This window comes from Streptomyces sp. NPDC020379, from assembly GCF_044387105.1.
In the GTDB taxonomy this organism is placed as follows: Bacteria; Actinomycetota; Actinomycetes; order Streptomycetales; family Streptomycetaceae; genus Streptomyces.
On the sequence record NZ_JBIRVR010000006.1, the window covers coordinates 136,530 to 161,547 of the forward strand.

The window sequence follows — 25,018 nt, forward strand, 5'->3', positions numbered from 1 at the left end:
CGTCCGGCGTCCGGGGATGTTCAGCGCGTGGTCCAGCCGCCGTCGACGGGGACGGTCGCGCCCACGACGAAGGACGCGCGGTCGCAGGCGACCCACGCGGCCGCCTCGGCGATCTCCTCCGGCCGCGCGCCGCGCGGCAGCGGCGACGACCTGTGCATCGCCTCCGCCGCCTCCGGAACGCTCCGCAGGTATCCGGCGGCCTCCTCGATCAGGGTGACGCCGGGCGCGAGGGCGTTGATCCTGATGCCCTGCTCCGCGTATTCGGCCGCCGCGGCCTCGGTCAGCCCGATGACGGCGTGCTTCGCGGCGATGTACGGCGCGGCGGCGGGGATGGCGACGAGCCCCGCGACGCCGCTGTTGTTCACGATGGTGCCGCCGCCCTGGGCGAGCATCGCGGCGATCTCGGCGCACGCAGTTCCGGACGCCGTGCACGCTGGTGTCCATGATCCGGTCGTAGACGTCGTCGGCCACCAGGTGCATGGGTGACGGGGCGGTCCACACACCGGCGTTGTCGAACGCGATGTCCAGCCCGCCGAAGTTCCCGGCGGCGGCCTCGACCGCGTGCGCGGCCTCGCGGGGGACGGCGATGCCGGCGAGCTCCTCGGTGAGCGCCGGCTTCTCCTCGCTCCGCGCGACAAGGGTGACGGCCGCTGACGGCAGCTACTGGTACGCGAGGAATGGAGCCCTGACCGGCCTTCGTCCCGGGGGCGGTTGACGGGGGTGCTGAGTAGCCTGTGCCCGTGCATCCAGCGAAGGAACACATAGCGGCCGTCATCGGGCAGCGGGCGCAAGGCAGCGGCTATCTGCTCGCCCCACGTCTCGTGCTGACGGCCGCCCACGTCACGGAGGAGTCCGTGCGGGTGGCTGTTCCCGGTGGCGTCGGCCTCGTGAACTGCCGGACGCTGTGGACCCGGGGCGACGAGAAGGGTGACGTCGCCCTGCTCCTCGCCGAGCGGGACCTGGTGCCGCCGGAGGTGGCGGCCGCCTTCGAGCCGGTCGTCTGGGGGCGGGTCGGTGACCTGCGGGTCTGGCGCGGGGCGCAGGCGGTCGGCTTTCCGCAGGTCGCCCGGGACGCGTACAACGAGCTCGACACCGAACAGCTCATCGGCACCCTCAAGCCCGGCAGCGGGCTGCTCGGCGGCCACCACGTGCTCGACAGCGACCACAGCGCACCGGCCGCGCCGCCGGACCGTGGCTCGCCGTGGGCGGGGATGTCCGGCGCGGCGGTCTTCGTGGGCGGCCTGTTGTGCGGTGTTGTCCGAGAGGACCCGAGCGGTTGGCGGCACGGACGACTGGTGGTGACGCCCATGTTCCGCATCTGGTCGGATCCGGAATTCCTGGACCTGTGTGCGGAGCATGGCCACAAGCTGGTGTCGCGTGCGCTGGCTTCCTCTTTGGAGGCCGAGGAGGAGACGTTCGAGCGGCGGCTCCGGGAGTATCTCGGCGGCCGTGCCGGGGAATTGACGATCGTCGGCCTGACGCTGTCCGACACCGAAGGGGAGGCATGGCCGCTGGACCCGGCCTACCTGAGCCTGGAGATGACGGGCGTCGAGCGGCTCGCCCCGCGGCCGGGGCGCGGCGCGCACTGGGACAGGGGGACGGGCTTCGACCCGGGTCACCGGCCCGGGAGCGGCTGTCCCCCGGTGACTTCCCCGCGCCGCGCCGAGGCGGCCCTCGCCGGACAGCGCCGCGTCCTGCTGCGCGGCGCCGCGGGCTCGGGCAAGACGACGCTGCTGCAGTGGCTCACCACGCTCACCGCGAAGGGCGAACTGCCGCCGGGCCTCGACCACTTACGCGGCTGCGTGCCGCTGCCGCTCCCGCTGCGTACGCTCATCCGGCAGGGCGGCCTGCCGGGCCCGGAGGAGTTCCTGCACACCGCTGCCCGGCCGCTGTCCGGGCAGCCCGCCGCCCGGGGCTGGGTGACGCGGCGGCTCGCCGAAGGACGCGTCCTGCTGCTGATCGACGGGGTGGACGAGGTCCCCGAGGCCGACCGCCGCCGCACCCTGACCTGGATCAAGGAGCTGCTCGCCGCCTACCCGGACGCCCGGTACGTCATCACCACCCGCCCCGCCGCCGTACGGGAGGGCTGGCTCGCGGACGCCGGCTTCACGGAGCTGGAGCTGCTACCGATGAGCCGTGGCGACGTCGCCGCCTTCATCGACCGCTGGCACGCGGCCGCGTGCCGGCGCGGAAGCGAGCGGATCCCGGCCTTCCGGGCGGCGCTCGCCAAGGCGGTGGTGACCAAGCCGGACCTCGGCCGGCTCGCCACCAACCCCCTGATGTGCGCGCTGATCTGCGCGCTCAACCGCTCCCGGCGCGGCAGCCTCCCGGACGGCCGGATGGAGCTGTACCGCGCCGCGCTGGAGCTGCTGCTCGTGCGGCGCGACCGGGAGCGCGACATACCTGGCCCGGGGCTCGACCACGCCCAGCAGGTCGTGCTGTTGCAGAAGATCGCGTACTGGCTGATCCGCAACGGCCGTTCCGAGATCGAGTGGCCCAAGGCCGTACGGATCGTCGAGGGCGCGCTGCCGTACATGCCGTCGCTGGCGGAGCAGGGTGACGCGGCGGGCATCCTGCGCCATCTGGTGCTGCGGAGCGGGCTGTTGCGGCAGCCGACGGCGGACACGCTGGACTTCATCCACCGCACGTTCCAGGACTACCTGGGTGCCCAGGCCGCCGTCGACGAAGGGGACTTCGGCGTCCTGGTCGAGCACGCGCACGACGACCAGTGGGAGGACGTCCTGCGCATGGCCGTCGGCCACGCGAACCGGCGCGGCCGGGACGAGCTGCTGGGGATGCTGCTGGACCGGGCCGCCCGGGACGAGCCGCACCGGCAGCGGCTGCGGCTGCTGGCGGCGGCCTGCCTGGAGCACGCGACGGAGCTCGACCCGGCCGTACGCAGACGGGTGGCCGACGCGGCGCTGCGGCTGGTGCCGCCGCGCGACGTGCAGTCGGCGAAGGTGCTGGCCCGGGCGGGCGGGGTCATCCTCGACCTGCTGCCCGGTCCCGGCAGTGAGCGGCTGCAGAGATTCGGCAGCAAGTCGGACGAGGTCGCGCACGCCGTCGTCGTGGCCGCGACGACGGTGGCGGACGCCCGGGCCATTCCCCTGCTGTCCGAATACGCCGGCCACCGGCACCTGAGGGTGCGCGCCCAGCTCGCCTGGGCGTGGGACCGGTTCGACACCGAGCACTACGCGGACGACGTGATAGCCAAACTCGCCTACGCGGGTGAGGGGTTGGAGGACCTGGAATTCGTGCTGCAGTCGAAGGCCCAGGTCTCCGCGCTGAAACGGCTCGGCGGCCGGCCGTGGGTGCGGTGCGTGGGCGCGCTCACGGCGGACGACCTGACGGACCTGGGCACGCCGGTGCTGAACACGCTGTCGTTCCGCTCGAATCCGGACGTCGTCGATCTCCGCGCGCTGAGCTCCTGCCCGCCGCCGGCGGCGCTCGGCATCGCGGAGTCGCGCGGGTGGTCGCACCTGGGCGCCGTGCACAGCGAGGCACTCCACACGCTGAACCTCGCGGTCAGTCACGACCCCGGAGACCTGGACGCCGTGGCGGACATGGCGAGGCTGGAGGTGCTGGCCCTCGACTGGCCTCCCATGGAGCCACGGCCGGGCCTGGAGCTGTCCCCGCCGCCGGGCCTCCAGTACCTGCGGCTGGGCTGGGGCCCGTCGGCCGAACTGCGGCTACGGGACGCGGAGGGGTGCCGCGCGCTGAGGTCCGTGTCGTACTTCGGCGTCGGGACCGACGTGCGCGGACGCCTGGCGCTGGAGCACCTCCCGGCGCTGCGGGAACTGAGGATCTCCGGCGAGTCCTTGATCACCTGGGCGTCCGCCGAGCCGCTGCCGGGCGTGGAGCGCCTGTTCCTCGAAGAGCCACGCGATCTCGCCGGGCTGACCCACCTGACGCGTGTCTTCCCCCGCCTTCAGGAACTCTGGTTCTACTGCGGCTCCTCGACGGAATCCCTGGACGCGGCCCGCTTGGCGGACCTGAAGTCCGCCCGCATCTCCCTAGAACACAGCGGCCCGGTCCTCAACGCCCACCGCCTCCCCGCGGGCACGGATCTGACAGTGGGGGTGGAGCGACGGCATGGATAGTGCACCGCTCGTCCGTCAGACACCCGTTCCCGGTCAACCGCCCCTCACCCCTCCGCCACATCCCGCCACACCCCCCGCAGCGCCTCCGCCACCGCCGAGGCCGTGAGCGGGGCCTGGCCCAGGGAGCGGGCCGCCAGGCCATGGAGGTAGGCGCCCACCGACGCCGCGTCGTAGCCCGTGAGGCCCGCTGCCAGGAGGGCGCCCGTCAGGCCCGACAGGACGTCGCCGCTGCCCGCCGTCGCGAGCCAGGGGGTGCCCGTGGGGTTGACGCGCACCGCGTGGCGGGCGGCGGCGATCGCCGTGGTGGAACCCTTGAGGAGGGCGGTGGCGCCGTAGCGCTCGGCCAGGGCGCGCACGGACACCAGACGGGCGGACTCGACGCGTTCGCGGGTCTGGCCGAGGAGGACGGCGGCCTCGCCCGCGTGCGGGGTGAGGACGGTTCCGGCGGCGCGGGCCCGCAGGGTCTCGGGGGAGAGCGGGCGGAGGCCGTCCGCGTCGATGAGGACCGGGACGTCCGAGGCCAGGACGTCCTCCAGCGCCTGCCGCGCGTCCGCGCCGTCACCGAGACCGGGGCCGACGACCCACGCCTGTACCCGCCCCGCCTTCGACGGCGGGCCCGCGGAGACGAGCGTCTCGGGGAAGCGGGCGATGACCGCCTCCGCCGCGGGGCCGACGTAGCGCACGGCCCCCGCGCCGCCGTGCAGCGCGCCGGCCACGGCGAGCACCGCGGCGCCCGGATAGCGGGCCGAGCCCGCGACGACGCCGACGACACCGCGCCGGTATTTGTCGCTCTCCGCCTGCGGGCGCGGCAGCAGCCGGGCGACGTCCGCGTGCTGGAGCGCCTCGGCGTCCGGCCCGGACGGCAGCCGCAGCCCGATGTCGACGAGCCGCAGCGCGCCCGCGTGTTCGCGCGCGGGGTCGAGCAGGAGGCCGGGTTTGTACGCGCCGAAGGTGACGGTCACGTCCGCGCGCACGGCCGCGCCGCGCACCTCGCCGGTGTCCGCGTCGACGCCGCTCGGCAGGTCGACGGAGACGATCGTGCCGCCCCCGGCGTACGCGGCCCGTGCCAGCGCCTCCGCCTCCGGCCGCAGCCCGCCCTTGCCGCCGATGCCGACGATGCCGTCCATGACGAGGTCGGCGCGGCGCACGGCCCGGTCCGCGGCCTCGGCGGAGGCGACCCGCCCGCCCGCGGCCCGCAGCGCGGCCAGGCCGCCCGCGTGCGTGCGCTCCGGGGCGAGCAGGACGGCGGTGACGCCCGCGCCGCGCCGGGCGAGCCGGGCGCCGGCGTGGAGCGCGTCCCCGCCGTTGTCCCCGCTGCCGACGAGCAGCGCGACGCGCGCCCCGTACGTACGCCCCAGCAGGTCCGCGCAGGCGGCCGCGAGCCTGGCGGCCGCGCGCTGCATCAGGGCGCCCTGGGGGAGCTGTGCCATGAGCGCGCGCTCGGCGGCCCGTACGGTCTCGACGCTGTACGCAGTCCTCATGCACCCCAGTGTCACCTTCGGGCCTTCCGCACGCTCCTGTATCGCGGCGGATCCGGCAGTGGGAGCGCATGGAAACGGACACCTGAGAGACTGACGGGGATGAACGAGACACCGATGCGCGCCCGTGCCCTGGTCGACCTGGCCGCCCTGCGGGCCAACGTACGCCTGCTGCGCGCCCGTGCGCCCCGGGCGCAGCTGATGGCTGTGGTCAAGGCGGACGCGTACGGCCACGGCGCGATCCCGTGTGCCAGGGCGGCCCGTGAGGCGGGCGCGGCCTGGATCGGCACGGCCACGCCGGAGGAGGCGCTGGCGCTCCGCGCGGCCGGTGACCGGGGCCGCCTGATGTGCTGGCTGTGGACGCCGGGCGGGCCCTGGCGGGAGGCGATCGAGGCGGACGTCGATGTGTCGGTGAGCGGTCTGTGGGCCGTGCGCGAGGTGAGCGAGGCGGCCCGCGCGTGCGGCCGCGCCGCCCGCGTACAGCTGAAGATCGACACCGGTCTCGGCCGCAGCGGCTGCCAGCCCGACGACTGGCCGGAACTGATCGCCGCCGCCCGCGCCGCGGAGGACGCGGGCCTGATCGAGGTCACCGGTGTGTGGTCGCACTTCGCGTGCGCGGACGAGCCGGGCCACCCGTCCATCCAGGCGCAGCTGCGGGTCTTCGAGGACGCGGTGTCCTACGCCGAGGCGCAGGGCATCGAGCCGGAGGTGCGGCACATAGCCAACTCCCCGGCGACCCTCACGCTGCCGGAGAGCCACTTCGACCTCGTCCGCACCGGCCTGGCGATCTACGGCGTCTCGCCGGGCCCCGAGCTCGGCACGTCCGCCGAGCTCGGCCTGCGGCCCGTGATGACGCTCTCCGCGTCCCTCGCCTCCGTCAAGCGCGTGCCGGGCGGGCACGGTGTCTCATACGGGCATCACTACGTCACGCCGGGGCCCACTACTCTCGCCCTCGTTCCCGTCGGCTACGCGGACGGGATCCCGCGCGCCGCTTCCGGGACGGGGCCCGTGCTGATCGGGGGCAAGTGGCGGACGGTCGCGGGCCGGGTGGCGATGGACCAGTTCGTGGTCGACCTGGGCGGCGACAGCGCGCGTGCGGGCGACGAGGCGGTGCTGTTCGGACCGGGCGACCGGGGCGAGCCGACCGCCGAGGACTGGGCGCGGGCGACCGGAACCATCGCCTATGAGGTCGTCACGCGCATCACCAGCCGGGTGCCTCGCGTCTATGCCGGTGAGAACGTGGACGTGGACGCGGGTGTGAACGGCGCCGCGCGGGAGAACGTGAACGAGAGCACGGACGTGATCGGGCAGGAGAGCTAGGACACGGGGGGCACGGCATGAGCGACAGCGCGAAGACGGACGGGACCGGAGTGACCCGAGTGGCCGATGTGGCCGGCCTGGGGGCCGCCGCGGTCGATGCGGCCGGGAGCGCCGGGTGGCGCCGGGGCGCGGGTGTCGCCACGGCCGCGATCGGCGTGGTGGCCGCCGGAGCCGCGGTCGGCGTGGCGGTGGAACGCCTGACCGTGGGGCGCGGCGTACGTCGCAAGGCCCGGCTCGCGCTGGACTCGATGGGCCCGTACGGCACGCTGCGGGGCCGGCCGGGACGGGCGGTCGCCGAGGACGGCACGGAGCTCTACTACGAGGTCGACGAGGTGGGGGACGCCCCGGCCGGCTCCTCCGGCGGCGCGCAGGAACCGCTGCTGAAGCGGATCTTCGGGCGGCGCCCGCCCCCGCCGGTCACCGTGGTTTTCAGCCATGGTTACTGCCTCAGCCAGGACGCCTGGCACTTCCAGCGGGCCGCGCTGCGCGGGGCCGTCCGCACGGTCTTCTGGGACCAGCGCAGCCACGGCCGCTCGGAGCGCGGCCGCTCCCAGCTGGACGGGAGCGTTCCGGTCTCCATCGACCTGCTCGGCCGCGATCTCAAGGCGGTCATCGACGCCGCCGCCCCCGAGGGGCCACTGGTGCTCGTGGGGCACTCCATGGGCGGCATGACGATGATGGCGCTGGCCGCGCAGTACCCCGGGCTGATCGCCGAGCGCGTCGTGGGTGCGGCCTTCGTCGGCACGTCCTCGGGCGGCCTCGCGGCCAACACGTACGGGCTGCCGGCCGCGGGCATGAGCGTGGTGCGCCGGGTGCTGCCGGGCGTCTTCAAGGTGATGGCCACGCAGCCGGAACTGGTGGAGCGCGGCCGCCGGGCCACCGCCGACCTCTTCGCGGGCCTCATCCGCCGCTACTCGTTCGGCTCCCGCGACGTGGACCCCGCCGTCACCCGCTTCGCCGAGCGCCTCCTGGAGGCGACCCCGGTCGACATCGTCGCGGAGTTCTACCAGGTCTTCGCGGGGCACGACAAGGTCGAGGCGCTCTGTACGTTCGCCGAGTGCCCCGTCGCCGTCATCGCCGGCGAGAAGGACCTGATGATCCCGAGCGCGCACTCCGAGGCGATCGCGGAGGTCCTCCCGGACGCGCGGCTGGTGCTGCTCCCCGGGGTCGGCCATATGGCGATGCTGGAGCAGCCGGAAGTGGTTTCCGGCTGCTTGACGGAGCTGCTCGCCGCGGCGGCGGGGGCGTCATGCGAGCGGGTAGCGGCGGCGCGGCGCCGGGTCTGAACCGGTTTCTCCGGAACCGGGGGCTTGCCCCCACGCGGCGGTGCCGCACATCAGACGCGGCGGGAAGGGGCGGGGCGGGGGAACAAGCCCGCCGCGGGCGCGAACCCGGCCCGCAGCCGAGGCCGGGGCACGCGCCCCCACGCGGCGGAGCCGACCCGCACCCGAAAACTCAGCTCAGGCCGGCCAGGTCCGCGGCAGCCCACCGCTCGCCCACACCCTCGAAGCGAACCCCCCGCACATCGTCCGCGTCCTCGGAGAGATCCGCCTCCGCCCCCACGGCCCGCTCGATCACCACGTGCAGGCGGTCGTCCGAGAGCTCCTCGACCTTGCCGTCGCCCCACTCCACGACGATGACCGACTCGGGCAGGGAGACGTCCAGGTCGAGGTCCTCCATCTCGTCCAGGCCGCCGTTCAGCCGGTAGGCGTCGACGTGCACGAGGGCCGGGCCGGAGCCGAGCGGCGGGTGGACGCGGGCGATCACGAAGGTGGGTGACGTGACCGCGCCCCGCACGCCCAGGCCCTCGCCCAGCCCGCGGGTCAGCGTCGTCTTGCCCGCGCCCAGCTCACCGGTGAGCAGGACCAGATCGCCGGGCCGCAGCAGCGCGGCCAGCCTGCGGCCCAAGTCCCGCATGTCCTCGGCGGACTTGACGGTCAGATGGGCGATGTTGGCGGTGGAGATGTCATGCGGGGCGTTCATACCCGTCGATGGTACGGGGCCCGGCGCCGTACGCCGTTTCATTCCGACAAGCCGTCGGCAAGATGTTGCGCGGGCGGTCTCCGGCGTGGTCACATGGAAGACAGAGACACGGTTAGGTCTACCTAACCTTGCCCAGCTGCCCCAGGAGGCACTCATGACGGCCCGAGAACCAGCCGCCGAGCCTGCGCCTGCTGCCGACCGCCATGACGAGCGGTCCGAAGAGCGGCCCCTGTCGATGCGGGATCTCCTGGCGGCGTGCGCGGCGGCGGACGCGGTGTCCACGCCCCCGCGGGCCCCCGGGCCCGAAGAGGAACGCGACCGTCCGGCGGCATGAACGAGCCTCCGGCCGGAGCCGGGAAAAAGAAACCCGTCAGGGTGAACGGCGCGTAGCCCCCGACGGCCGGTGCCCCCCTACGGGACGCCGGTGCCCCCTTACGGGACCACCACCACGCTCGCCCCGCTCACCGCGAACTCCCACATGGCCCGCCCGTCCGCCGGCTGCTCCCGGATACCACCGGTCTTCTGTGTGGCGGACGGCTTCGGCGACGAGCCGTCGACCGCCGCGCTGAAGCCGAAGACGACCCCCGCCGCGTCCTGGTGGAAGCGCACGATGTGCTCGATCGGGACCCCGTCCGAGCCGTTGCCGGTGGGCGTCCGCGAGGTCACCTTGTAGGACCCCGGCAGCGGGTTCACCGCGCTGGGCGCGACCTCGAACGACCGGGTCGGCTGCGCGTTCGCGCCGACCAGCCACACCCGCTTGGCCCCGAGCGCGTACACGACCCGCTTCCCGGTGCCGGAGTTCGCCGGGACGGTCGTGGCGGGGTCCTGCGCGGGCTTGTCCTTGCCGCCGGCGTCCTGGTCGGGGGACGTCGTGCCGGAGCCGGACGGGGCGGCGGAAGCGGCCGCGTGCGGGCGTCCGGGCGCGGCGTCCGCCTGGTAGGCGAGAAACCCGACTCCGGCCAGCGCCACCGCGGTGAGCGCCGTCACCATCGCTCCCGAGCTGCTGCGTGCCACGCTGCGCACCCTTTCGTCCTGCGTACGGCTATGCGGCTGACCGTAGCACCCGCGTACGCCCCCGCCGCGCCCTCGGCGAGAGCGGGCGCGGGCACCGTCCGCCCCATGGCGCGCCGTAGGCTGTCAGTGTGCTGCTGCTCGCTCTTGATACCGCAACCCCCGCCGTCACCGCCGCCCTCCACGACGGCGACAAAGTCATCGCCGAATCGCGTCAGGTGGACGCTCGCAGGCACGGTGAGCTGCTGCTTCCCGCCGTCGACCGGGTGCTCGGCGAGGCGGGTCGGACGCTGGCGGACGTGACCGGCATCGTCGTCGGCGTCGGCCCCGGCCCCTACACCGGCCTGCGTGTCGGCATCGTGACCGCCGCGACCTTCGGCGCCGCGCTCTCCGTGCCCGTCCACGGGCTGTGCTCGCTCGACGGGATCGCGTACGCGGCGGGGCAGCAGGGGCTGGAGGGCGAGTTCGTCGTGGCGACGGACGCCCGCCGCAAGGAGGTCTACTGGGCGCGGTACAGCGACGCGCGTACCCGCGTCACCGAGCCCGCCGTGGACCGCCCCGCCGACCTCACCGAGCCGCTCGCCGGGCTGACCGTCATCGGCGCGGGCGGGCTGCTCTATCCGGACGCGTTCACGGACGTGCGCGCCGACATGCCCGAGCACCAGTCGGCGGGCGCCCTGGCGTCGCTGGCGGCGGAGAAGCTGCGGACGGGCGGGGAGTTCCTGCCGGCCCAGCCGCTCTATCTGCGCCGTCCGGACGCGCAGGTGCCCGCGAACTACAAGGTGGTCACACCGAAGTGACCGAGACAGTGCGTATCCGCGAGATGCGCTGGTGGGACATCGGGCCGGTGCTGGAGCTGGAGCGCGTGCTCTTCCCGGACGACGCCTGGTCCAAGGGCCTGTTCTGGTCCGAGCTCGCCCACGCCCGCGGCGCCGGTGCCAACCGCCGCTACGTGGTCGCCGAGGCCCCCGACGGCCACATCGTCGGCTACGCCGGCCTCGCCGCGATCGACGGTACCGGCGACGTACAGACCATCGCCGTCGCCCACGAGCACTGGAGCACCGGCCTCGGCGCCCGGCTGCTCGCCGAACTGCTCACCACCGCGACCGCCTTCGAGTGCCGTGAGGTGCTCCTGGAGGTGCGCGTCGACAACACCCGCGCCCAGCGGCTCTACGAGCGCTTCGGCTTCGAGCCGGTCGGCGTCCGCCGTGGCTACTACCAGCCCGGTAACGTCGACGCGCTGGTGATGCGCCTTTCCGATCCGAACTCCGCAGTGCAAGGAATGACCCATGGCTCCCAGAGCTGACGAACCCCTCGTCCTCGGCATCGAGACCTCCTGCGACGAGACGGGCGTCGGCATCGTCCGGGGCCACACGCTGCTCGCGGACGCCGTCGCCTCCAGCGTCGACGAGCACGCCCGCTTCGGCGGCGTGGTGCCCGAGGTCGCGAGCCGCGCCCACCTGGAGGCGATGGTCCCGACCATCGAGCGGGCGCTCAAGGAAGCGGGGGTCAGCGCCAAGGACCTGGACGGCATCGCCGTCACCGCGGGCCCCGGCCTCGCCGGCGCGCTGCTCGTCGGGGTGTCGGCCGCGAAGGCGTACGCGTACGCCCTCGGCAAGCCGCTTTACGGCGTGAATCACCTCGCCTCGCACATCTGCGTCGACCAGCTCGAACACGGCGCGCTGCCCGAGCCGACGATGGCCCTGCTGGTCTCCGGCGGGCACTCCTCGCTGCTCCTCGCGCCGGACATCACCTCCGACGTCCGCCCGCTGGGCTCGACGATCGACGACGCGGCGGGCGAGGCGTTCGACAAGGTCGCCCGCGTGCTGAACCTCGGCTTCCCCGGCGGCCCGGTCATCGACCGGTACGCGCGTGAGGGCGACCCGGAGGCCATCCGCTTCCCGCGCGGCCTGACGGGCTCGCGCGACCCCGTCTACGACTTCTCGTTCTCCGGTCTGAAGACCGCCGTGGCCCGCTGGATAGAGGCCAGGCGCGCGGCGGGCGAGGAGGTGCCGGTCGCGGACGTGGCGGCGTCCTTCCAGGAGGCGGTCGTGGACGTCCTGACCCGCAAGGCCGTGCGGGCCTGCAAGGACAACGGCGTCGACCACCTCATGATCGGCGGCGGTGTCGCCGCGAACACGCGGCTGCGTGCCATGGCCGCCCGCCGCTGCGAGGACGCCGGCATCACGCTGCGCGTGCCGCGCCCGAAGCTGTGCACGGACAACGGCGCGATGGTCGCGGCACTGGGCTCGGAGATGGTGGCACGGGGGCGGTCCGCGTCGTCGTGGGACCTCTCGGCGGACTCCTCGCTGCCGGTGACGGAGACGCACGTACCCGGCCACGACCACGCGCACGACCACGCCCACTCCCACGACCATGTGCACGAGCTGAGCAAGAAGAACCTGTACGAGTCGTGAGCCGGTAGCGGGTTGTCCACAGCCCTGCCGGGCCCGAACGGGGAACACCTATTCTGGAGGCCGGGCAGGGCGGAGGGGGAGGAGCCGGGTATGGAATGGCTCTGGTGGGTATTGATCTTTTTCGGCGTCGGAGGCTTCACCAAGGCGGCCGACATGGGCCGCACGGCCCTGCGCACGCGCCACGAGCGCAAGCTCGAACTCCTGGAGACCGAGCGCGAGCAGCGCGAGGCCCTGGAATCCGCGTCCAAGCCACCACAGCCGATCTGCGGCTGCACCCACCACCTGGCCAAACACGACAAGCAGGGCCGCTGCCACGAATCGGTGGAGCTCCCGTCGGCCTGGGACGCGGACAAGAAGCCGACGAGCTATGAACGGGGCCAGTGCAACTGCCAGCAGTACATAGGCCCCCAGCCGCTGACGACGTTCTACGCGGAGGATCTGACGGATCTGGCGTGAAGGTCCTGGAGCGCTACGGCAGAGCCGCCCGCTTCCGGCTATGCCCGCTATCGACCGCGGGCCGTGACGAATGACGCGGAGTCAGTCGAACCGGCGGTCATACGAGCCTCCGGCGGTCATTGACTTCCGAGACCTGCGCGTGCAGGTATGCGCGGAGTGTCGTGGCCTGGACGGAGGCTGCCGGACAGATCCACTCCTTGCCGCCACCGGGCGGACGTAGGTGGACGAAGTCGCCTGTGTGGTCCATGACTTGGCCGACCCGGTCGGTCCGGGTATCGATGACGTATGCCCCACGAGGCGGAATCTCACTGATCACGGCGACCAGCTTCCCGGGGCGCGGACGGCCGCGTAAGCAACCCTCGCGGTACCTGCTCAGGGGTACCGCGAAGTCCCGTTCGGCCCATGGCTCCGTGCGCGCCCCGCACCCGCGTGTCAGCGTGGTGGGACCGTGTCGGCGCGCAAGGAGGCCCACCCGTGAGCGGCAGCAAGGTCTGGACTGTCGAGGTCAGCATCAAGGAACACGATCACGTGGTCACCGCCGAGGCCCGCCTCACGGGCAGGGCACCGGGCCCGATGGTCGGCGACGGCACCGCGCACTGCCACCCCGCCGACGAGAACGTCCCGGCGATCGGCGACGAACTGGCGGCCTCGCGCGCCCTGCACCACCTGTCCAGCCAGCTGCTGGACATCACGATCAAGGACATCCAGGCACACACCCGCGAGCGCGTGCACGGCATCAGCGACGAGTGATGCCGCGGCGGGATCCGGGTGTCAGCCTTCCAGCAGGAACGCGGTGTCCGGCACGGGGCAGGGATCCGGGGGGCCTGCGGCCTCTTCACCGGCTCGGTGACGGGATCGGCGGTCATCGCGTCCTCCCCTGTCGCTGTTGCCCTGCTACGCCTGGGCCGGATGCCCCAGCAGCATTGCCGGAGCCCCCGCCACGCGCGTAAGGACGATCACACAGGAGTTCACCCCTTCGAGCCTCAGCTTCTTGCGCAGTTCCTCCGGCTCCACCGCCGAGCCGCGCTTCTTGATGACCGCGACGCCGATCCCCCGTTCGCGCACCAGCTTCTTGAGGTGCTTGAGGTTGAAGGGGAGCACGTCGGTGATCTCGTACGGCGTCGCGTACGGCGTCGGGCGGAGTTCGTCGCCCGTCACATACGCGATCGTCTCGTCGATCAGGCCGCCGGCGAGGTCCTCCGCGACCTCGGCGACGAGGTGGGCGCGGATGACGGCGCCGTCCGGTTCGTAGAGATAGCGGCCGACGGGGCGGACCGCGGGGTCGGGGAGGCCGCGGCCGGTGAGGGTCGCGCCCGAGGGGAGGAGCGTCGAGCGGTGCGTGCCGGGCGCGGTGCCGAACCACAGCACCGCTTCCTTGACGTCGCCCCCGTCCGAGATCCACTCGGCCTCCGCCTCGGCGGGGATCGCCTCGTGCGGAATGCCGGGCGCGATCTTCAGCGCGGCGCGCGGGGCCGCGAGGGCGGCCCGCACGGCCCAGGACAGCGGGGGCGAGTACGCCTCCGGGTCGAAGATCCGGCCGCGTCCGCCACGGCGGGCGGGGTCGACGAAGACGGCGTCGTACGCGGCGGTGTCGATCTCCGTGACGTCCGCGCAGCGCACCTCGATGAGCTCGGCCAGGCCGAGCGCCTCCGCGTTGGCGGTCGCGACCGCGCAGGTCAGCGGGTCGCGGTCGACGGCGAGGACCCGTACGCCCGCGCGGGCCAGCGCGAGCGCGTCGCCGCCGATGCCGCAGCAGAGGTCGGCCACGGAGCGGACGCCGAGCGCGGCGAAGCGGGCGGCGCGGTACTCCGCCACGGTCCTGCGGGTCGACTGCTCGACGCCGTTGGGGGTGAAGAACATGCGGTACGCGTCCTCGGCCCCGAACTTCGCGACGGCCCGCTGCCGCAGCCGCGCCTGCCCGATCGCGGCGGAGACCAGCTCGGCCGGGTGCTCACGGCGCAGCCGGGTCGCGGTGGCCAGCTCCTGGGCGGGGTCGTGGTCGCGGAGCTCGTCCAGGAGGTGGCGCCCCTCGTCGGTGAGAAGGGCGGCGAAGGCTTCGGTCGGCTGGTTCGGTGCGGGCACGGTTTCATTCTTTCCCCAGCCCCGCCGCTTTCCGTAATCGGCTTCCGCGGCCGGCCTCCGGGACGCGGCCACCCGTACCCGCCTCGCCTCACTCGAACGAGTGCACAAGAATCGGATGGGTGAGTCCTTCCATATCCGGCCCCCGGGCCGTCGCCGTCGCCCTGCTGCTCGCCGGACTCGTCTCCGGGTGTTCCGGATCGTCCTCCGGACCGGGGAAGGCCGCCCCGTCGGCCACCGGCCGCACGGAAGCGCCCTCGGCGTCGCCCTCCGCCGACACCGGCGCATACCGCCGCTGGGGGCTCGACGCGCCCCTCGCCGCGCCGCCCGCGCCGCCCGCGGTGAAGGTGACGGACGGGATGAAGCCGGGGGAGAAGCCCAGGATCGTGCGGCGGGTGGACACCAAGGACAAGGTCGTCTTCCTGACCTTCGACGACGGGGCCGAGAAGGACCCGGAGTTCGTGAAGATGACGAAGGACCTGAAGCTGCCCTACACGATGTTCCTGACGGACGACATCGCCCGCGCGGGCCGCGGCTACGGCTACTTCGAGCAGCTCCGGGGCGACGCCGGCCACCCCGACACCATCCAGAACCACACCCTCTCTCACCCCAACCTGCGCACGCTCTCGCCCGACGCCCAGCGCCACGAGATATGCGGGCAGCAGGACCGGCTGAAGAAGCGGACCGGGGTCGAGCCGTGGCTGTTCCGCCCGCCTTACGGCAATTACAACGACGCGACGCTCAGTGCGGCCGGGAGCTGCGGGGTGAAGGCACTCGTGCTGTGGGAGGCGACGATGCAGATCAACGACATGCGCTACGCCGAGGGCGACAAGCTGCGCCCCGGCGACATCGTCCTCGCGCACTTCCGCGGGCCGCGGGAGCTCAAGGGCACCTCGATGACCGAGATGGTGACGAACATGCTGCGCAGCATCCAGCGGCAGGGCTACACGGTGGCCCGCCTGGAGGACTACGTCTGAGCGAGGGGCGCGGCTCCGTCGCGGGCGGCCGACCGGACGCGGTGCATCAGGCCCGCGAAGGAGACGCACCGCCGCGAAGCGGTGGCGCGGACGACGATTACGGCCGGTGGCACAGGGGAAGATCCACCCCCGCGCCACGGCGCGCGCCGCACGGCGAATTGGCACTCCGCTTGACCGAGTGCTAACCGCGTCATAGTCTCGCTTCCGTTGGCACTCTCCACCCGGGAGTGCCAAACACAGCGACGGGCAGATCCGGCACCCGCGACGACGGATCCGACCTGGTCGCCACCTCAGACAGTTAACCCCGTGAGATCTCCGAAGGGGGAGGTCGGATCGTGACGACCGCCAGCTCCAAGGTTGCCATCAAGCCGCTCGAGGACCGCATCGTGGTCCAGCCGCTCGACGCCGAGCAGACCACGGCCTCTGGCCTGGTCATCCCGGACACCGCGAAGGAGAAGCCCCAGGAGGGCGTCGTCCTCGCCGTCGGTCCGGGTCGCTTCGAGGAGGGCAACCGTCTTCCGCTCGACGTGTCCGTCGGCGACGTCGTGCTCTACAGCAAGTACGGCGGCACCGAGGTGAAGTACAACGGCGACGAGTACCTCGTCCTCTCGGCCCGCGACGTCCTCGCGATCGTCGAGAAGTAATTCACCCGAAGTTTTTTGATCTGCGCCCCGTGCTCCCGCTCTTCACCGGCCGGGCGCCCGGGGCGCAGTTCGTTTGAGCGATAGCGGCCGCCACTGCGTGGCCGAGGATCGCAACGAGAGGACTTGAAGCAACCATGGCGAAGATCCTGAAGTTCGACGAGGACGCCCGTCGCGCCCTCGAGCGCGGTGTCAACAAGCTGGCCGACACGGTCAAGGTGACGATCGGCCCCAAGGGCCGCAACGTCGTCATCGACAAGAAGTTCGGTGCCCCGACCATCACCAACGACGGTGTCACCATCGCGCGTGAGGTCGAGCTCGACGACCCCTACGAGAACCTGGGCGCCCAGCTCGTCAAGGAGGTGGCGACCAAGACCAACGACATCGCGGGTGACGGCACCACCACCGCGACCGTCCTGGCCCAGGCGCTGGTCCGTGAGGGTCTGCGCAACGTCGCCGCCGGTGCTTCCCCGGCCTCCCTCAAGAAGGGCATCGACGCCGCGGTCAAGGCCGTCTCCGACGAGCTGCTCGCGACCGCCCGCCCGATCGACGACAAGACGGACATCGCCGCCGTGGCCGCGCTGTCCGCCCAGGACAAGCAGGTCGGCGAGCTCATCGCCGAGGCGATGGACAAGGTCGGCAAGGACGGTGTCATCACCGTCGAGGAGTCCAACACCTTCGGCCTGGAGCTGGACTTCACCGAGGGCATGGCCTTCGACAAGGGCTACCTCTCGCCCTACATGGTCAGCGACCAGGAGCGCATGGAGGCCGTCCTCGACGACCCGTACATCCTGATCCACCAGGGCAAGATCTCCTCGATCCAGGACCTGCTGCCGCTGCTGGAGAAGGTCATCCAGGCCGGCGCCAGCAAGCCGCTGCTGATCATCGCCGAGGACGTCGAGGGCGAGGCCCTCTCCACCCTCGTCGTCAACAAGATCCGTGGCACCTTCAACGCCGTCGCCGTCAAGGCGCCCGGCTTCGGTGACCGCCGCAAGGCGATGCTCGGCGACATGGCCACCCTCACCGGTGCCACCGTCATCGCCGAGGAGGTCGGCCTCAAGCTCGACCAGGCCGGTCTGGACGTGCTGGGCACCGCCCGCCGCGTGACCGTCACCAAGGACGACACCACCATCGTCGACGGTGGCGGCAGCTCCGAGGACGTCCTCGGCCGCGTCAACCAGATCAAGGCCGAGATCGAGGCCACGGACTCCGACTGGGACCGTGAGAAGCTCCAGGAGCGCCTCGCCAAGCTCGCCGGCGGCGTCTGCGTCATCCGCGTGGGCGCGGCCACCGAGGTCGAGCTCAAGGAGAAGAAGCACCGTCTGGAGGACGCCATCTCCGCGACCCGCGCCGCGGTCGAGGAGGGCATCGTCTCCGGTGGTGGCTCCGCGCTGGTCCACGCCGTCAAGGTGCTCGAGGGCAACCTCGGCAAGGACGGCGACGAGGCCACCGGTGTCGCGGTGGTCCGCCGCGCCGCCGTCGAGCCGCTGCGCTGGATCGCCGAGAACGCCGGCCTGGAGGGCTACGTCATCACCTCCAAGGTCGCCGAGCTCGACAAGGGCCAGGGCTTCAACGCCGCGACCGGCGAGTACGGCGACCTGGTGAAGGCCGGCGTCATCGACCCGGTCAAGGTCACCCGCTCCGCGCTGGAGAACGCCGCGTCCATCGCGTCGCTGCTGCTCACGACCGAGACCCTGGTCGTCGAGAAGCCGGCCGACGAGGAGCCCGAGGCCGGTCACGGCCACGGTCACGCGCACTGACGCCACGCGCATCGCACGGCCGCGGCCCGGTGCCCCTTCGGGGGTGCCGGGCCGCGGCCGTTCCCGGCTGCTTCCGGCTACTTCGGTCCGTACTTGCGGCCCGTCGTGGAGGACGCCCGGCTCACGGCACCGCGCGGCGCCAGGCGCATCAGACCCGTGAGTGCCTTGTAGCGCGGGTCCGGCACGGAGAGGGTCTTGCCGTGCGCGAGGTCGCGCAGCGCCGCCGCGACCACCTTGTCCGCGTCCAGCCACAGCCAGCCGGGGACGTTGTCCGTGCCCATCCCGGCCCGCTGGTGGAACTCCGTCCGCACGAAGCCGGGGCACAGGGCCATCAGCCGCACGCCCGAACCGGCCAGGTCCCGGGCCACGCCCTGGGTGAACTGCACCACCCACGACTTGCTCGCGCCGTACGTGCCCCGCGGGGTGAAGGCGGCCACCGACGCCACATTGATGACCGCGCCCCTGCGGCGCTCCCGCATCCCCTCGGCCGCCGCCGAGGTCAGCCGCAGCACCGCCTCGCAGTGCACCTTGAGCATCCGCAGCTCGTCGGCCATCGGCACTTCGAGGTACGCGCCCTTGTTGCCGAACCCGGCGTTGTTGACCAGCAGATGCACCGGCCGCGAGCCGTCGCGGAGCCGGGCCTCGACGGACTCGATGCCCTTGTCCTCGGCGAGGTCGGCCGGGAGGGCCTCGACCTCCACGCCGTGCCGGTCGTGGAGGTCGGTCGCCTGCTCGTGCAGGCGCTCCTCATCGCGGGCGACGAGGACCAGGTCGTGGCCGTCGGCCGCGAGCTTGCGCGCGAAGGCGGCGCCGATCCCGGCGGTCGCTCCTGTGATCAATACAGTCGTCATACAGGCACGTTAGAGCCCGGGGGCGCTCCGCGGCGGTGCGCCGTCCGCTTTTTGCCGGTCCCCGACCGCGCTCAGCGGGCGGCGGTATGCGCGAGCGCCTTCTCGCGGATGCCCGCGGGCAGTGCGTCGCCAGCTGCCAGAACGCCGGGCAGCAGGTCCCTTTCGAGGGTGCGGGCGCGGTAGACGTACGAGATCGAAACGGCGTGATCCGGCCGGTGGACGACGGTGACGGGATCACCCGCACGGACCTCTCCGGGGGCTATCACCCGAAGGTAGGCGCCGGGGGCGGCCGCCTGTGTGAAGCGCTTGACCCAGCCCTCCTCGCCCAGCCAGGTCGCGAAGGTGCGGCAGGGGATGCGCGGGGAGCTCACCTCCAGCACCAGGTCCGCGCCCACGCGCCAACGCTCGCCGATGAGCGCGCCGTTGACGTCGACCCCGCTGGTGGTGAGGTTCTCGCCGAACGCGCCGTCGGGCAGCGCGCGCCCGAGCTCGCGCTCCCAGCGGTCGAGATCCTCGCGCGCGAACGCGTACACCGCCTGGTCGTCCCCGCCGTGGTGGCGCAGATTGACGACGGTGTCCCCGGCGAGGCCGCTGCCGCCCGTGCCCCGGGGGCCGGGCGCGGCCACGGCGACCGGGCCGGTGACGGGGCGCTTGTCGATGCCGGTGGCCAGCCCGGCGGCGAAGCCGGGGAGGTCCTCGCTGCGGCCGCGGCCGATGTTCACGGAGTGCAGGTGCATGGAGGGAAGGCTAAGCGACGTCGCTCAAAGTAGTGAACCGATATGTACGATCACCCCCAAGGTGGGCTTATGCTCGAAGAATGATCGAGGCTCGTCACCTGAGGGTGCTGCGCGCGGTGGCCGCCACCGGTTCCTTCTCGGCCGCGGCCCGGGAGCTGGGGTGCACCCAGCCCGCCGTCAGCCAGCAGATGAAGGCCCTGGAGCAGTCCACGGGCACCCCGCTGCTGATCCGTACGGGACGCGAGATGCGCCTCACCCAGGCCGGTGCGGCGCTGGTCCGGCACGCCTCCGGGATCCTCGCCGGGCTGACCGCGGCCGAGGAGGAGATCGCCGCGATCGCCGGCCTGCGGGCCGGGCGGGTGCGGATGGTGTCCTTCCCCAGCGGCAGCTCGACGCTGGTGCCGTGCGCCCTCGCGCGGATGCGCGCCGCGCACCCCGGCACCCGGGTCTCGCTGGTGGAGGCGGAGCCGCCGCGCTCGGTGGAGATGCTGCGCGACGGCGACTGCGAGATCGCGCTGGCCTTCCGCTATCCCGAGGTGCGGGGCGCGGACCCGGCCGCGGCGGCGGAGTGGGACGACCTGGTCGTGCGCCCGCTGCTCACCGACCGCCTCATCGGCGTGGTGCCGGAGGATCACCGGCTGGCCGGGGCGGAGCGGATAGGGATCACGGAGCTCGCCGGGGAGTCGTGGATCGCGGGCTGCCCGCGCTGCCGCAAGCACCTGGTCGAGGTGTGCGAGGGCGCCGGCTTCACCCCCCGGATCGACTTCGCGACGGATGACTACCCGGCGGTGTTCGGGCTGGTCGGGGCGGGGCTCGGGGTGGCGGTGATGCCGGAGCTGGCGCTGGAGTCCGTACGCCCCAAGGGCGCGCGCACCGTGCCGGTCGAGCCGGTGGTGCAGCGCGAGATCGTGGCCCTCACGCTGCCGGACCTGGCGCGGGTGCCGGCGGTGGCGGCGATGCTCGACCAGCTGGCGACGGCGGCCGCGCGCCCGTAGCGAGGGCCGGGCCGGAGGCGCTCAGGCGCTGGTGGGGCTCACGGCGATGACCCGGTGCCGCGCGCGGCCCATCAGCTCCTCGCGCTCGTCCTCGGTGAGGCCGCCCCAGACGCCGTAGGGCTCCCGCACGGCCAGGGCGTGGGCCGCGCACTCCGCCCGTACGGGACAGCGCATGCACACCTCCTTCGCCGAGGTCTCGCGCGCGCTGCGGGCCGCGCCGCGCTCGCCCTCGGGGTGGAAGAACAGCGAACTGTCGACCCCGCGGCACGCCGCCAGGAGCTGCCAGTCCCACAGGTCGGCGTTGGGACCGGGAAGGCGGGAGAAATCTGCCATGGCTATCCCCTCGAAGCGATCCGCCGGGGCGATCCGCCGGAGGATCCGGCGGAAGCGGCCCGGCACGAGCGATCTGATGCGGACGCACTGCCTGTGCCGTTTACGTCTGCCGTGGAAGCAGATGTAAATATGACTGATTGCGAATCTAGTCATAGACACCGGCAAATGGGAAGAAAGACTGGTCCGCCTGGGCAAATGGGGCATAGCTTGTGCGCCGCGAAGGGCGCCCCCAATGCGCCCTGCTCCGTGTCCGCGCCCTCACGTAGAGTGCCGAACGTGGCCGACCGAGCCCGTAACTCTTTCGGGTGACCGTCGTTGAGAGGGCGGAGGCGGTTGACGGATGAAGCAGTCGGGCAGATGTCCGAGCCTGCCGGACAGCGTCGATCGCACAGGTGACGATCAGTACCAGCCTGGAGGCTCAAGGTGACGCGCATCAGCTGCGGAGGACGGCCATGACATCCGTCCTCGTCTGCGACGATTCCCCGCTTGCCCGAGAGGCGCTCCGCCGTGCGGTGGCGACCGTGCCCGGCGTCGAGCGTGTGACGACGGCGGCCAACGGCGAGGAAGTCCTCCGCCGCTGGGGCGCCGATCGTTCGGACCTCATTCTGATGGACGTACGGATGCCCGGACTCGGCGGTGTCGAGACGGTCCGCCGGCTGCTCTCCGCGGACCCCGGCGCACGCATCATCATGCTCACGGTCGCCGAGGACCTCGACGGCGTCGCGCTCGCGGTCGCCGCCGGGGCGCGCGGCTATCTGCACAAGGACGCCTCGCGCGCCGAGTTGCGGGCCACCGTGACGCAGGCGCTCGCCGACCCGACCTGGCGGCTCGCCCCCCGGCGGCTGCGCTCGGCCGAGATGGGCGCCGCCCCCACCCTCACCGCGCGTGAGATCCAGGTGCTCGAGGGGATGAGTCACGGCCGTTCCAACGCGGAGATCGGCCGTGAGCTGTTTCTCTCCGAGGACACCGTGAAGACCCACGCGCGGCGGCTCTTCAAGAAGTTGGGCGCCTCGGACCGGGCCCACGCCGTGGCCCTCGGATTCCGCTGGGGCCTGGTCCGCTGAGCCGGGAGTGGCGCGCAGCGCCGTGAGGTCGCGGTGCGCGCCACCCGGGTAGGTGACCGTGCCGTGACCTCATCGCGTGGCCGTGCAGCGCCGAAACTCCGAGGGATGCCGCATCCTTGGAGTGTGACCCCTCCCCGGCCGGAGGCCGAGGCTCCGCACTCGGTCGGCGATGACCCCATGACGGACAAGCCCTGTCCTGTGCCACGCGGTACCGGCACAAGCTATCGGTGGAGTCGTGAGGGCGGGGGCGGGTATACCCGGAAGGGGGAGACGCGAGACGTGAGTACGAGGACACCTACGCGTAACGGTTCGATGCACGACTATGAAGGCGGTGCCGTGGATCGCTTGGCGTCAAGGCACCATGGACCGATGCGCGACGACGACACGACGGGGTCACCCGCGGCTGCCGCCCCCGGGGAGATCGGCGCACTCGTCACCCTCGCTGTCGAGGGGGACCGGCGGGCCACACACGATCTGCTCGCGCTGGTGCACCCCCTCGCGCTGCGCTACTGCCGCACCCGGCTCTCGCGGCTGCCGGGCGACGCCCGGCACTTCGTGGACGACCTGGCGCAGGAGGTCTGCCTCGCGGTGCTCTGTGCCCTGCCGCGCTACCGCGACACCGGCCGTCCCTTCGAGGCGTTCGTCGTGGCCATCGCCGCGCACAAGGTCGCCGACCTCCAGCGCGCCGCCATGCGTCACCCGGGCAGCACCGCGGTGCCCTCCGACGAGATGCCGGAGCAGCCCGACGACTCCCTGGGCCCCGAGGAGCGGGCGCTGCTCAGCAGCGATGCCGAGTGGGCCAAGAAGCTCCTGGCCAATCTCCCGGAGAACCAGCGCGAGCTGGTGCTGCTGCGCGTCGCCATCGGGATGACCGCTGAGGAGACCGGGCAGATGCTGGGCATGTCCCCGGGTGCCGTACGGGTCGCCCAGCACCGGGCACTGAGCAGGCTGCGGGCGCTCGCCGAGCAGTGACGGAGAGGGGTCCAAGCCGCCCGGCGCCCCCTCTTCATAGGAATATCCAAGTGATGCGGGACTCAGTCGTCGTGGAATGGGACACCTGTGACGGCCGTTAGCATGGGAGTCCGCGCTGGGGCAAGACCATTGGGAAGGTGTCATGACTGACAACGTCGACGGAATGCCCGGGAAATTCGCGATGCTCGGTCTGACATACGACGACGTCCTGCTGCTGCCGGGCGCCTCAGAGGTCCTGCCGAACGGCGTCGACACCTCCTCCCGGGTCTCGCGCAACGTCCGGGTGAACATCCCGCTGCTGTCCGCGGCGATGGACAAGGTGACCGAGGCGCGCATGGCCATCGCCATGGCCCGCCAGGGCGGCGCCGGTGTCCTGCACCGCAATCTCTCCATCGAGGACCAGGCCAACCAGGTCGACCTGGTCAAGCGCTCCGAGTCCGGCATGGTCACCGACCCGATCACCGTCCGCCCGGACGCCACGCTGGCTGAGGCGGACGCGCTGTGCGCGAAGTTCCGCATCAGCGGTGTGCCGGTCACCGACCCGGCGGGCAAGCTGCTCGGCATCGTCACCAACCGCGACATGGCCTTCGAGCTGGACCGCGGCCGCCAGGTGCGCGAGGTCATGACCCCGATGCCGCTGGTCACGGGCAAGGTCGGGATCTCCGGCGAGGACGCCATCGAGCTGCTCCGCCGCCACAAGATCGAGAAGCTGCCGCTGGTCGACGACGCCGGCGTGCTCAAGGGCCTCATCACGGTCAAGGACTTCGTCAAGGCCGAGAAGTACCCCAACGCCGCGAAGGACTCCGAGGGCCGCCTGGTCGTCGGTGCCGCCGTGGGTGTCGGCGACGAGGCGTACGAGCGCGCCCAGGCGCTGGTCGAGGCCGGTGCCGACTTCCTGGTCGTCGACAGCGCCCACGGCCACAGCCGCGGCATCCTGGACATGATCGCCAAGGTCAAGTCCAACATCAACGTCGATGTCGTCGGCGGCAATGTCGCCACGCGTGACGGCGCCCAGGCGCTGATCGACGCGGGCGTGGACGGCGTCAAGGTCGGCGTCGGCCCGGGCTCGATCTGCACCACCCGCGTCGTCGCCGGCATCGGCGTGCCGCAGGTCACCGCGATCTACGAGGCCGCGAAGGCGTGCCACGCGGCGGGCGTCCCGCTGATCGGTGACGGCGGCCTGCAGTTCTCGGGCGACATCGCCAAGGCGATCGCCGCCGGCGCGGACACGGTGATGCTGGGTTCGCTGCTCGCGGGCTGCGAGGAGTCGCCGGGCGAGATGGTCTTCATCAACGGCAAGCAGTTCAAGTCGTACCGCGGCATGGGCTCGCTGGGTGCGATGCAGTCGCGCGGCCAGGCCCGCTCGTACTCCAAGGACCGCTACTTCCAGGACAACGTCCTCTCCGAGGACAAGCTGGTCCCCGAGGGCATCGAGGGCCAGGTGCCCTACCGCGGCCCGCTGTCCTCGGTCGCCCACCAGCTCATCGGCGGCCTGCGGGCCTCCATGGGCTACGTCGGCTCGGCGAACGTCCAGGAGCTCAAGGACAAGGGCACGTTCGTCCGCATCACGGCGGCGGGCCTCAAGGAGAGCCACCCGCACGACATCCAGATGACGACCGAGGCGCCGAATTACTCGCGTCGCTGAGGCTGGGTGTCCGGCCGGGGGTCCGGGGGTTGTCCCCCGGGTGAGGCTGTCGGATGACGACCGAGGCGCCGAATTACTCGCGTCGCTGATTGTCGGAATCCACAAACGCCGGGCGGGCTGATCATTCAGCCCGCCCGGCGGTTTGCGGTCCGGGGGCGGGGGCGGAGCCCCGCGGATCCGCCGCCGCCGGAACCGCATC

The 25,018-nt window shown here is 72.5% G+C and carries 23 protein-coding genes; 15 read left to right on the plus strand and 8 right to left on the minus strand.

The genetic code is table 11. The annotated features are described in order from the left end of the window. Nucleotides 1–20: 20 nt before the first annotated feature. Complete coding sequence (locus ACH427_RS10410; protein WP_398869004.1) at nt 21–392, minus strand: SDR family oxidoreductase; 372 nt, start codon at nt 390–392, stop codon at nt 21–23. Between the two features lie 348 nt (nt 393–740). On the opposite strand from ACH427_RS10410, the gene ACH427_RS10415 reads away from it, so the two are divergent. Then, nucleotides 741–4,100 (plus strand): NACHT domain-containing protein, encoded by a 3,360-nt coding sequence (locus tag ACH427_RS10415; protein WP_398869006.1) that lies wholly within the window; start codon nt 741–743, stop codon nt 4,098–4,100. Nucleotides 4,101–4,144: 44 nt separating this feature from the next. On the opposite strand, the gene ACH427_RS10420 is transcribed toward ACH427_RS10415, so the two are convergent. After that, nucleotides 4,145–5,581 (minus strand): NAD(P)H-hydrate dehydratase, encoded by a 1,437-nt coding sequence (locus ACH427_RS10420; protein ID WP_398869007.1) that lies wholly within the window; start codon nt 5,579–5,581, stop codon nt 4,145–4,147. A gap of 99 nt (nt 5,582–5,680) precedes the next feature. Here ACH427_RS10420 and alr point away from each other — a divergent pair, with 99 nt between their 5' ends. After that, nucleotides 5,681–6,898: an alanine racemase gene (alr, locus tag ACH427_RS10425; protein WP_398869008.1), complete on the plus strand. Its 1,218-nt coding sequence runs from the start codon at nt 5,681–5,683 to the stop codon at nt 6,896–6,898. Between the two features lie 17 nt (nt 6,899–6,915). After that, a complete protein-coding gene (locus ACH427_RS10430) occupies nt 6,916–8,184 on the plus strand; it encodes an alpha/beta fold hydrolase (RefSeq protein ID WP_398869009.1) in 1,269 nt (422 codons plus the stop codon). Between the two features lie 169 nt (nt 8,185–8,353). Here ACH427_RS10430 and tsaE read toward each other — a convergent pair whose 3' ends face one another. After that, nucleotides 8,354–8,881 (minus strand): tRNA (adenosine(37)-N6)-threonylcarbamoyltransferase complex ATPase subunit type 1 TsaE, encoded by a 528-nt coding sequence (gene tsaE, locus ACH427_RS10435; RefSeq protein ID WP_398869011.1) that lies wholly within the window; start codon nt 8,879–8,881, stop codon nt 8,354–8,356. Between the two features lie 432 nt (nt 8,882–9,313). Next, nucleotides 9,314–9,895, minus strand: a complete 582-nt coding sequence (locus tag ACH427_RS10440; RefSeq protein ID WP_398869012.1) for a hypothetical protein — start codon at nt 9,893–9,895, stop codon at nt 9,314–9,316. Between the two features lie 128 nt (nt 9,896–10,023). Between ACH427_RS10440 and tsaB the strand changes: the two genes are divergently transcribed. The 5 genes from tsaB (at nt 10,024) to ACH427_RS10465 (ending at nt 13,515) form a co-directional block, all read left to right on the plus strand. Further along, on the plus strand, nt 10,024–10,692 hold the full coding sequence (gene tsaB / locus ACH427_RS10445) for a tRNA (adenosine(37)-N6)-threonylcarbamoyltransferase complex dimerization subunit type 1 TsaB (RefSeq protein WP_398869013.1): 669 nt from the start codon (nt 10,024–10,026) through the stop codon (nt 10,690–10,692). 23 nt (nt 10,693–10,715) lie between these two features. Further along, nucleotides 10,716–11,198, plus strand: coding sequence for a ribosomal protein S18-alanine N-acetyltransferase (gene rimI, locus ACH427_RS10450; protein ID WP_398869184.1), 483 nt, complete (start codon nt 10,716–10,718; stop codon nt 11,196–11,198). Beyond that, entirely contained in the window at nt 11,182–12,309 is a 1,128-nt protein-coding gene (tsaD, locus tag ACH427_RS10455) for a tRNA (adenosine(37)-N6)-threonylcarbamoyltransferase complex transferase subunit TsaD (protein ID WP_398869014.1), read from the plus strand. Before rimI ends, tsaD begins: the two co-directional genes overlap by 17 nt. Before the next feature lie 90 nt (nt 12,310–12,399). Next, nucleotides 12,400–12,765 carry a hypothetical protein gene (locus tag ACH427_RS10460; protein WP_398869015.1) on the plus strand — a complete coding sequence of 122 codons (366 nt, stop codon included), beginning with the start codon at nt 12,400–12,402 and terminating at the stop codon, nt 12,763–12,765. A gap of 474 nt (nt 12,766–13,239) precedes the next feature. Continuing rightward, complete coding sequence (locus tag ACH427_RS10465; protein ID WP_398869016.1) at nt 13,240–13,515, plus strand: DUF1876 domain-containing protein; 276 nt, start codon at nt 13,240–13,242, stop codon at nt 13,513–13,515. Between the two features lie 144 nt (nt 13,516–13,659). Here the strand turns inward: ACH427_RS10465 and ACH427_RS10470 are convergent, their stop codons facing one another. Beyond that, nucleotides 13,660–14,847, minus strand: coding sequence for a methyltransferase domain-containing protein (locus ACH427_RS10470; RefSeq protein ID WP_398869017.1), 1,188 nt, complete (start codon nt 14,845–14,847; stop codon nt 13,660–13,662). 119 nt (nt 14,848–14,966) lie between these two features. Between ACH427_RS10470 and ACH427_RS10475 the strand changes: the two genes are divergently transcribed. The 3 genes from ACH427_RS10475 to groL all read left to right on the plus strand — a co-directional run bounded on the left by ACH427_RS10475 (nt 14,967) and on the right by groL (nt 18,222). Beyond that, nucleotides 14,967–15,821, plus strand: coding sequence for a polysaccharide deacetylase family protein (locus ACH427_RS10475; protein WP_398869018.1), 855 nt, complete (start codon nt 14,967–14,969; stop codon nt 15,819–15,821). A gap of 335 nt (nt 15,822–16,156) precedes the next feature. After that, a complete protein-coding gene (gene groES / locus ACH427_RS10480; RefSeq protein ID WP_398869019.1) occupies nt 16,157–16,465 on the plus strand; it encodes a co-chaperone GroES in 309 nt (102 codons plus the stop codon). A 134-nt stretch (nt 16,466–16,599) separates the two neighbouring features. Next, the gene (gene groL / locus ACH427_RS10485) at nt 16,600–18,222 is read left to right on the plus strand and encodes a chaperonin GroEL (RefSeq protein ID WP_398869020.1); all 1,623 of its coding nucleotides are present in this window, start codon (nt 16,600–16,602) and stop codon (nt 18,220–18,222) included. Nucleotides 18,223–18,299: 77 nt separating this feature from the next. Here the strand turns inward: groL and ACH427_RS10490 are convergent, their stop codons facing one another. Both ACH427_RS10490 and ACH427_RS10495 read right to left on the minus strand, forming a co-directional pair. Continuing rightward, nucleotides 18,300–19,073: an SDR family NAD(P)-dependent oxidoreductase gene (locus ACH427_RS10490; protein WP_398869021.1), complete on the minus strand. Its 774-nt coding sequence runs from the start codon at nt 19,071–19,073 to the stop codon at nt 18,300–18,302. Between the two features lie 71 nt (nt 19,074–19,144). After that, on the minus strand, nt 19,145–19,810 hold the full coding sequence (locus ACH427_RS10495; RefSeq protein WP_398869022.1) for an MOSC domain-containing protein: 666 nt from the start codon (nt 19,808–19,810) through the stop codon (nt 19,145–19,147). Nucleotides 19,811–19,890: 80 nt separating this feature from the next. Between ACH427_RS10495 and ACH427_RS10500 the strand changes: the two genes are divergently transcribed. Then, nucleotides 19,891–20,805 (plus strand): LysR family transcriptional regulator, encoded by a 915-nt coding sequence (locus tag ACH427_RS10500; RefSeq protein ID WP_398869024.1) that lies wholly within the window; start codon nt 19,891–19,893, stop codon nt 20,803–20,805. Between the two features lie 21 nt (nt 20,806–20,826). Here the strand turns inward: ACH427_RS10500 and ACH427_RS10505 are convergent, their stop codons facing one another. Continuing rightward, nucleotides 20,827–21,138 (minus strand): WhiB family transcriptional regulator, encoded by a 312-nt coding sequence (locus ACH427_RS10505; protein WP_398869025.1) that lies wholly within the window; start codon nt 21,136–21,138, stop codon nt 20,827–20,829. Nucleotides 21,139–21,590: 452 nt separating this feature from the next. Between ACH427_RS10505 and ACH427_RS10510 the strand changes: the two genes are divergently transcribed. The 3 genes from ACH427_RS10510 (at nt 21,591) to guaB (ending at nt 24,819) form a co-directional block, all read left to right on the plus strand. Then, the gene (locus ACH427_RS10510; protein WP_003948568.1) at nt 21,591–22,202 is read left to right on the plus strand and encodes a response regulator transcription factor; all 612 of its coding nucleotides are present in this window, start codon (nt 21,591–21,593) and stop codon (nt 22,200–22,202) included. A 369-nt stretch (nt 22,203–22,571) separates the two neighbouring features. After that, the gene (locus ACH427_RS10515) at nt 22,572–23,174 is read left to right on the plus strand and encodes a sigma-70 family RNA polymerase sigma factor (protein ID WP_301886704.1); all 603 of its coding nucleotides are present in this window, start codon (nt 22,572–22,574) and stop codon (nt 23,172–23,174) included. A 142-nt stretch (nt 23,175–23,316) separates the two neighbouring features. Beyond that, nucleotides 23,317–24,819: an IMP dehydrogenase gene (gene guaB, locus ACH427_RS10520; protein WP_361531092.1), complete on the plus strand. Its 1,503-nt coding sequence runs from the start codon at nt 23,317–23,319 to the stop codon at nt 24,817–24,819. The last annotated feature ends 199 nt before the right edge of the window (nt 24,820–25,018 follow it).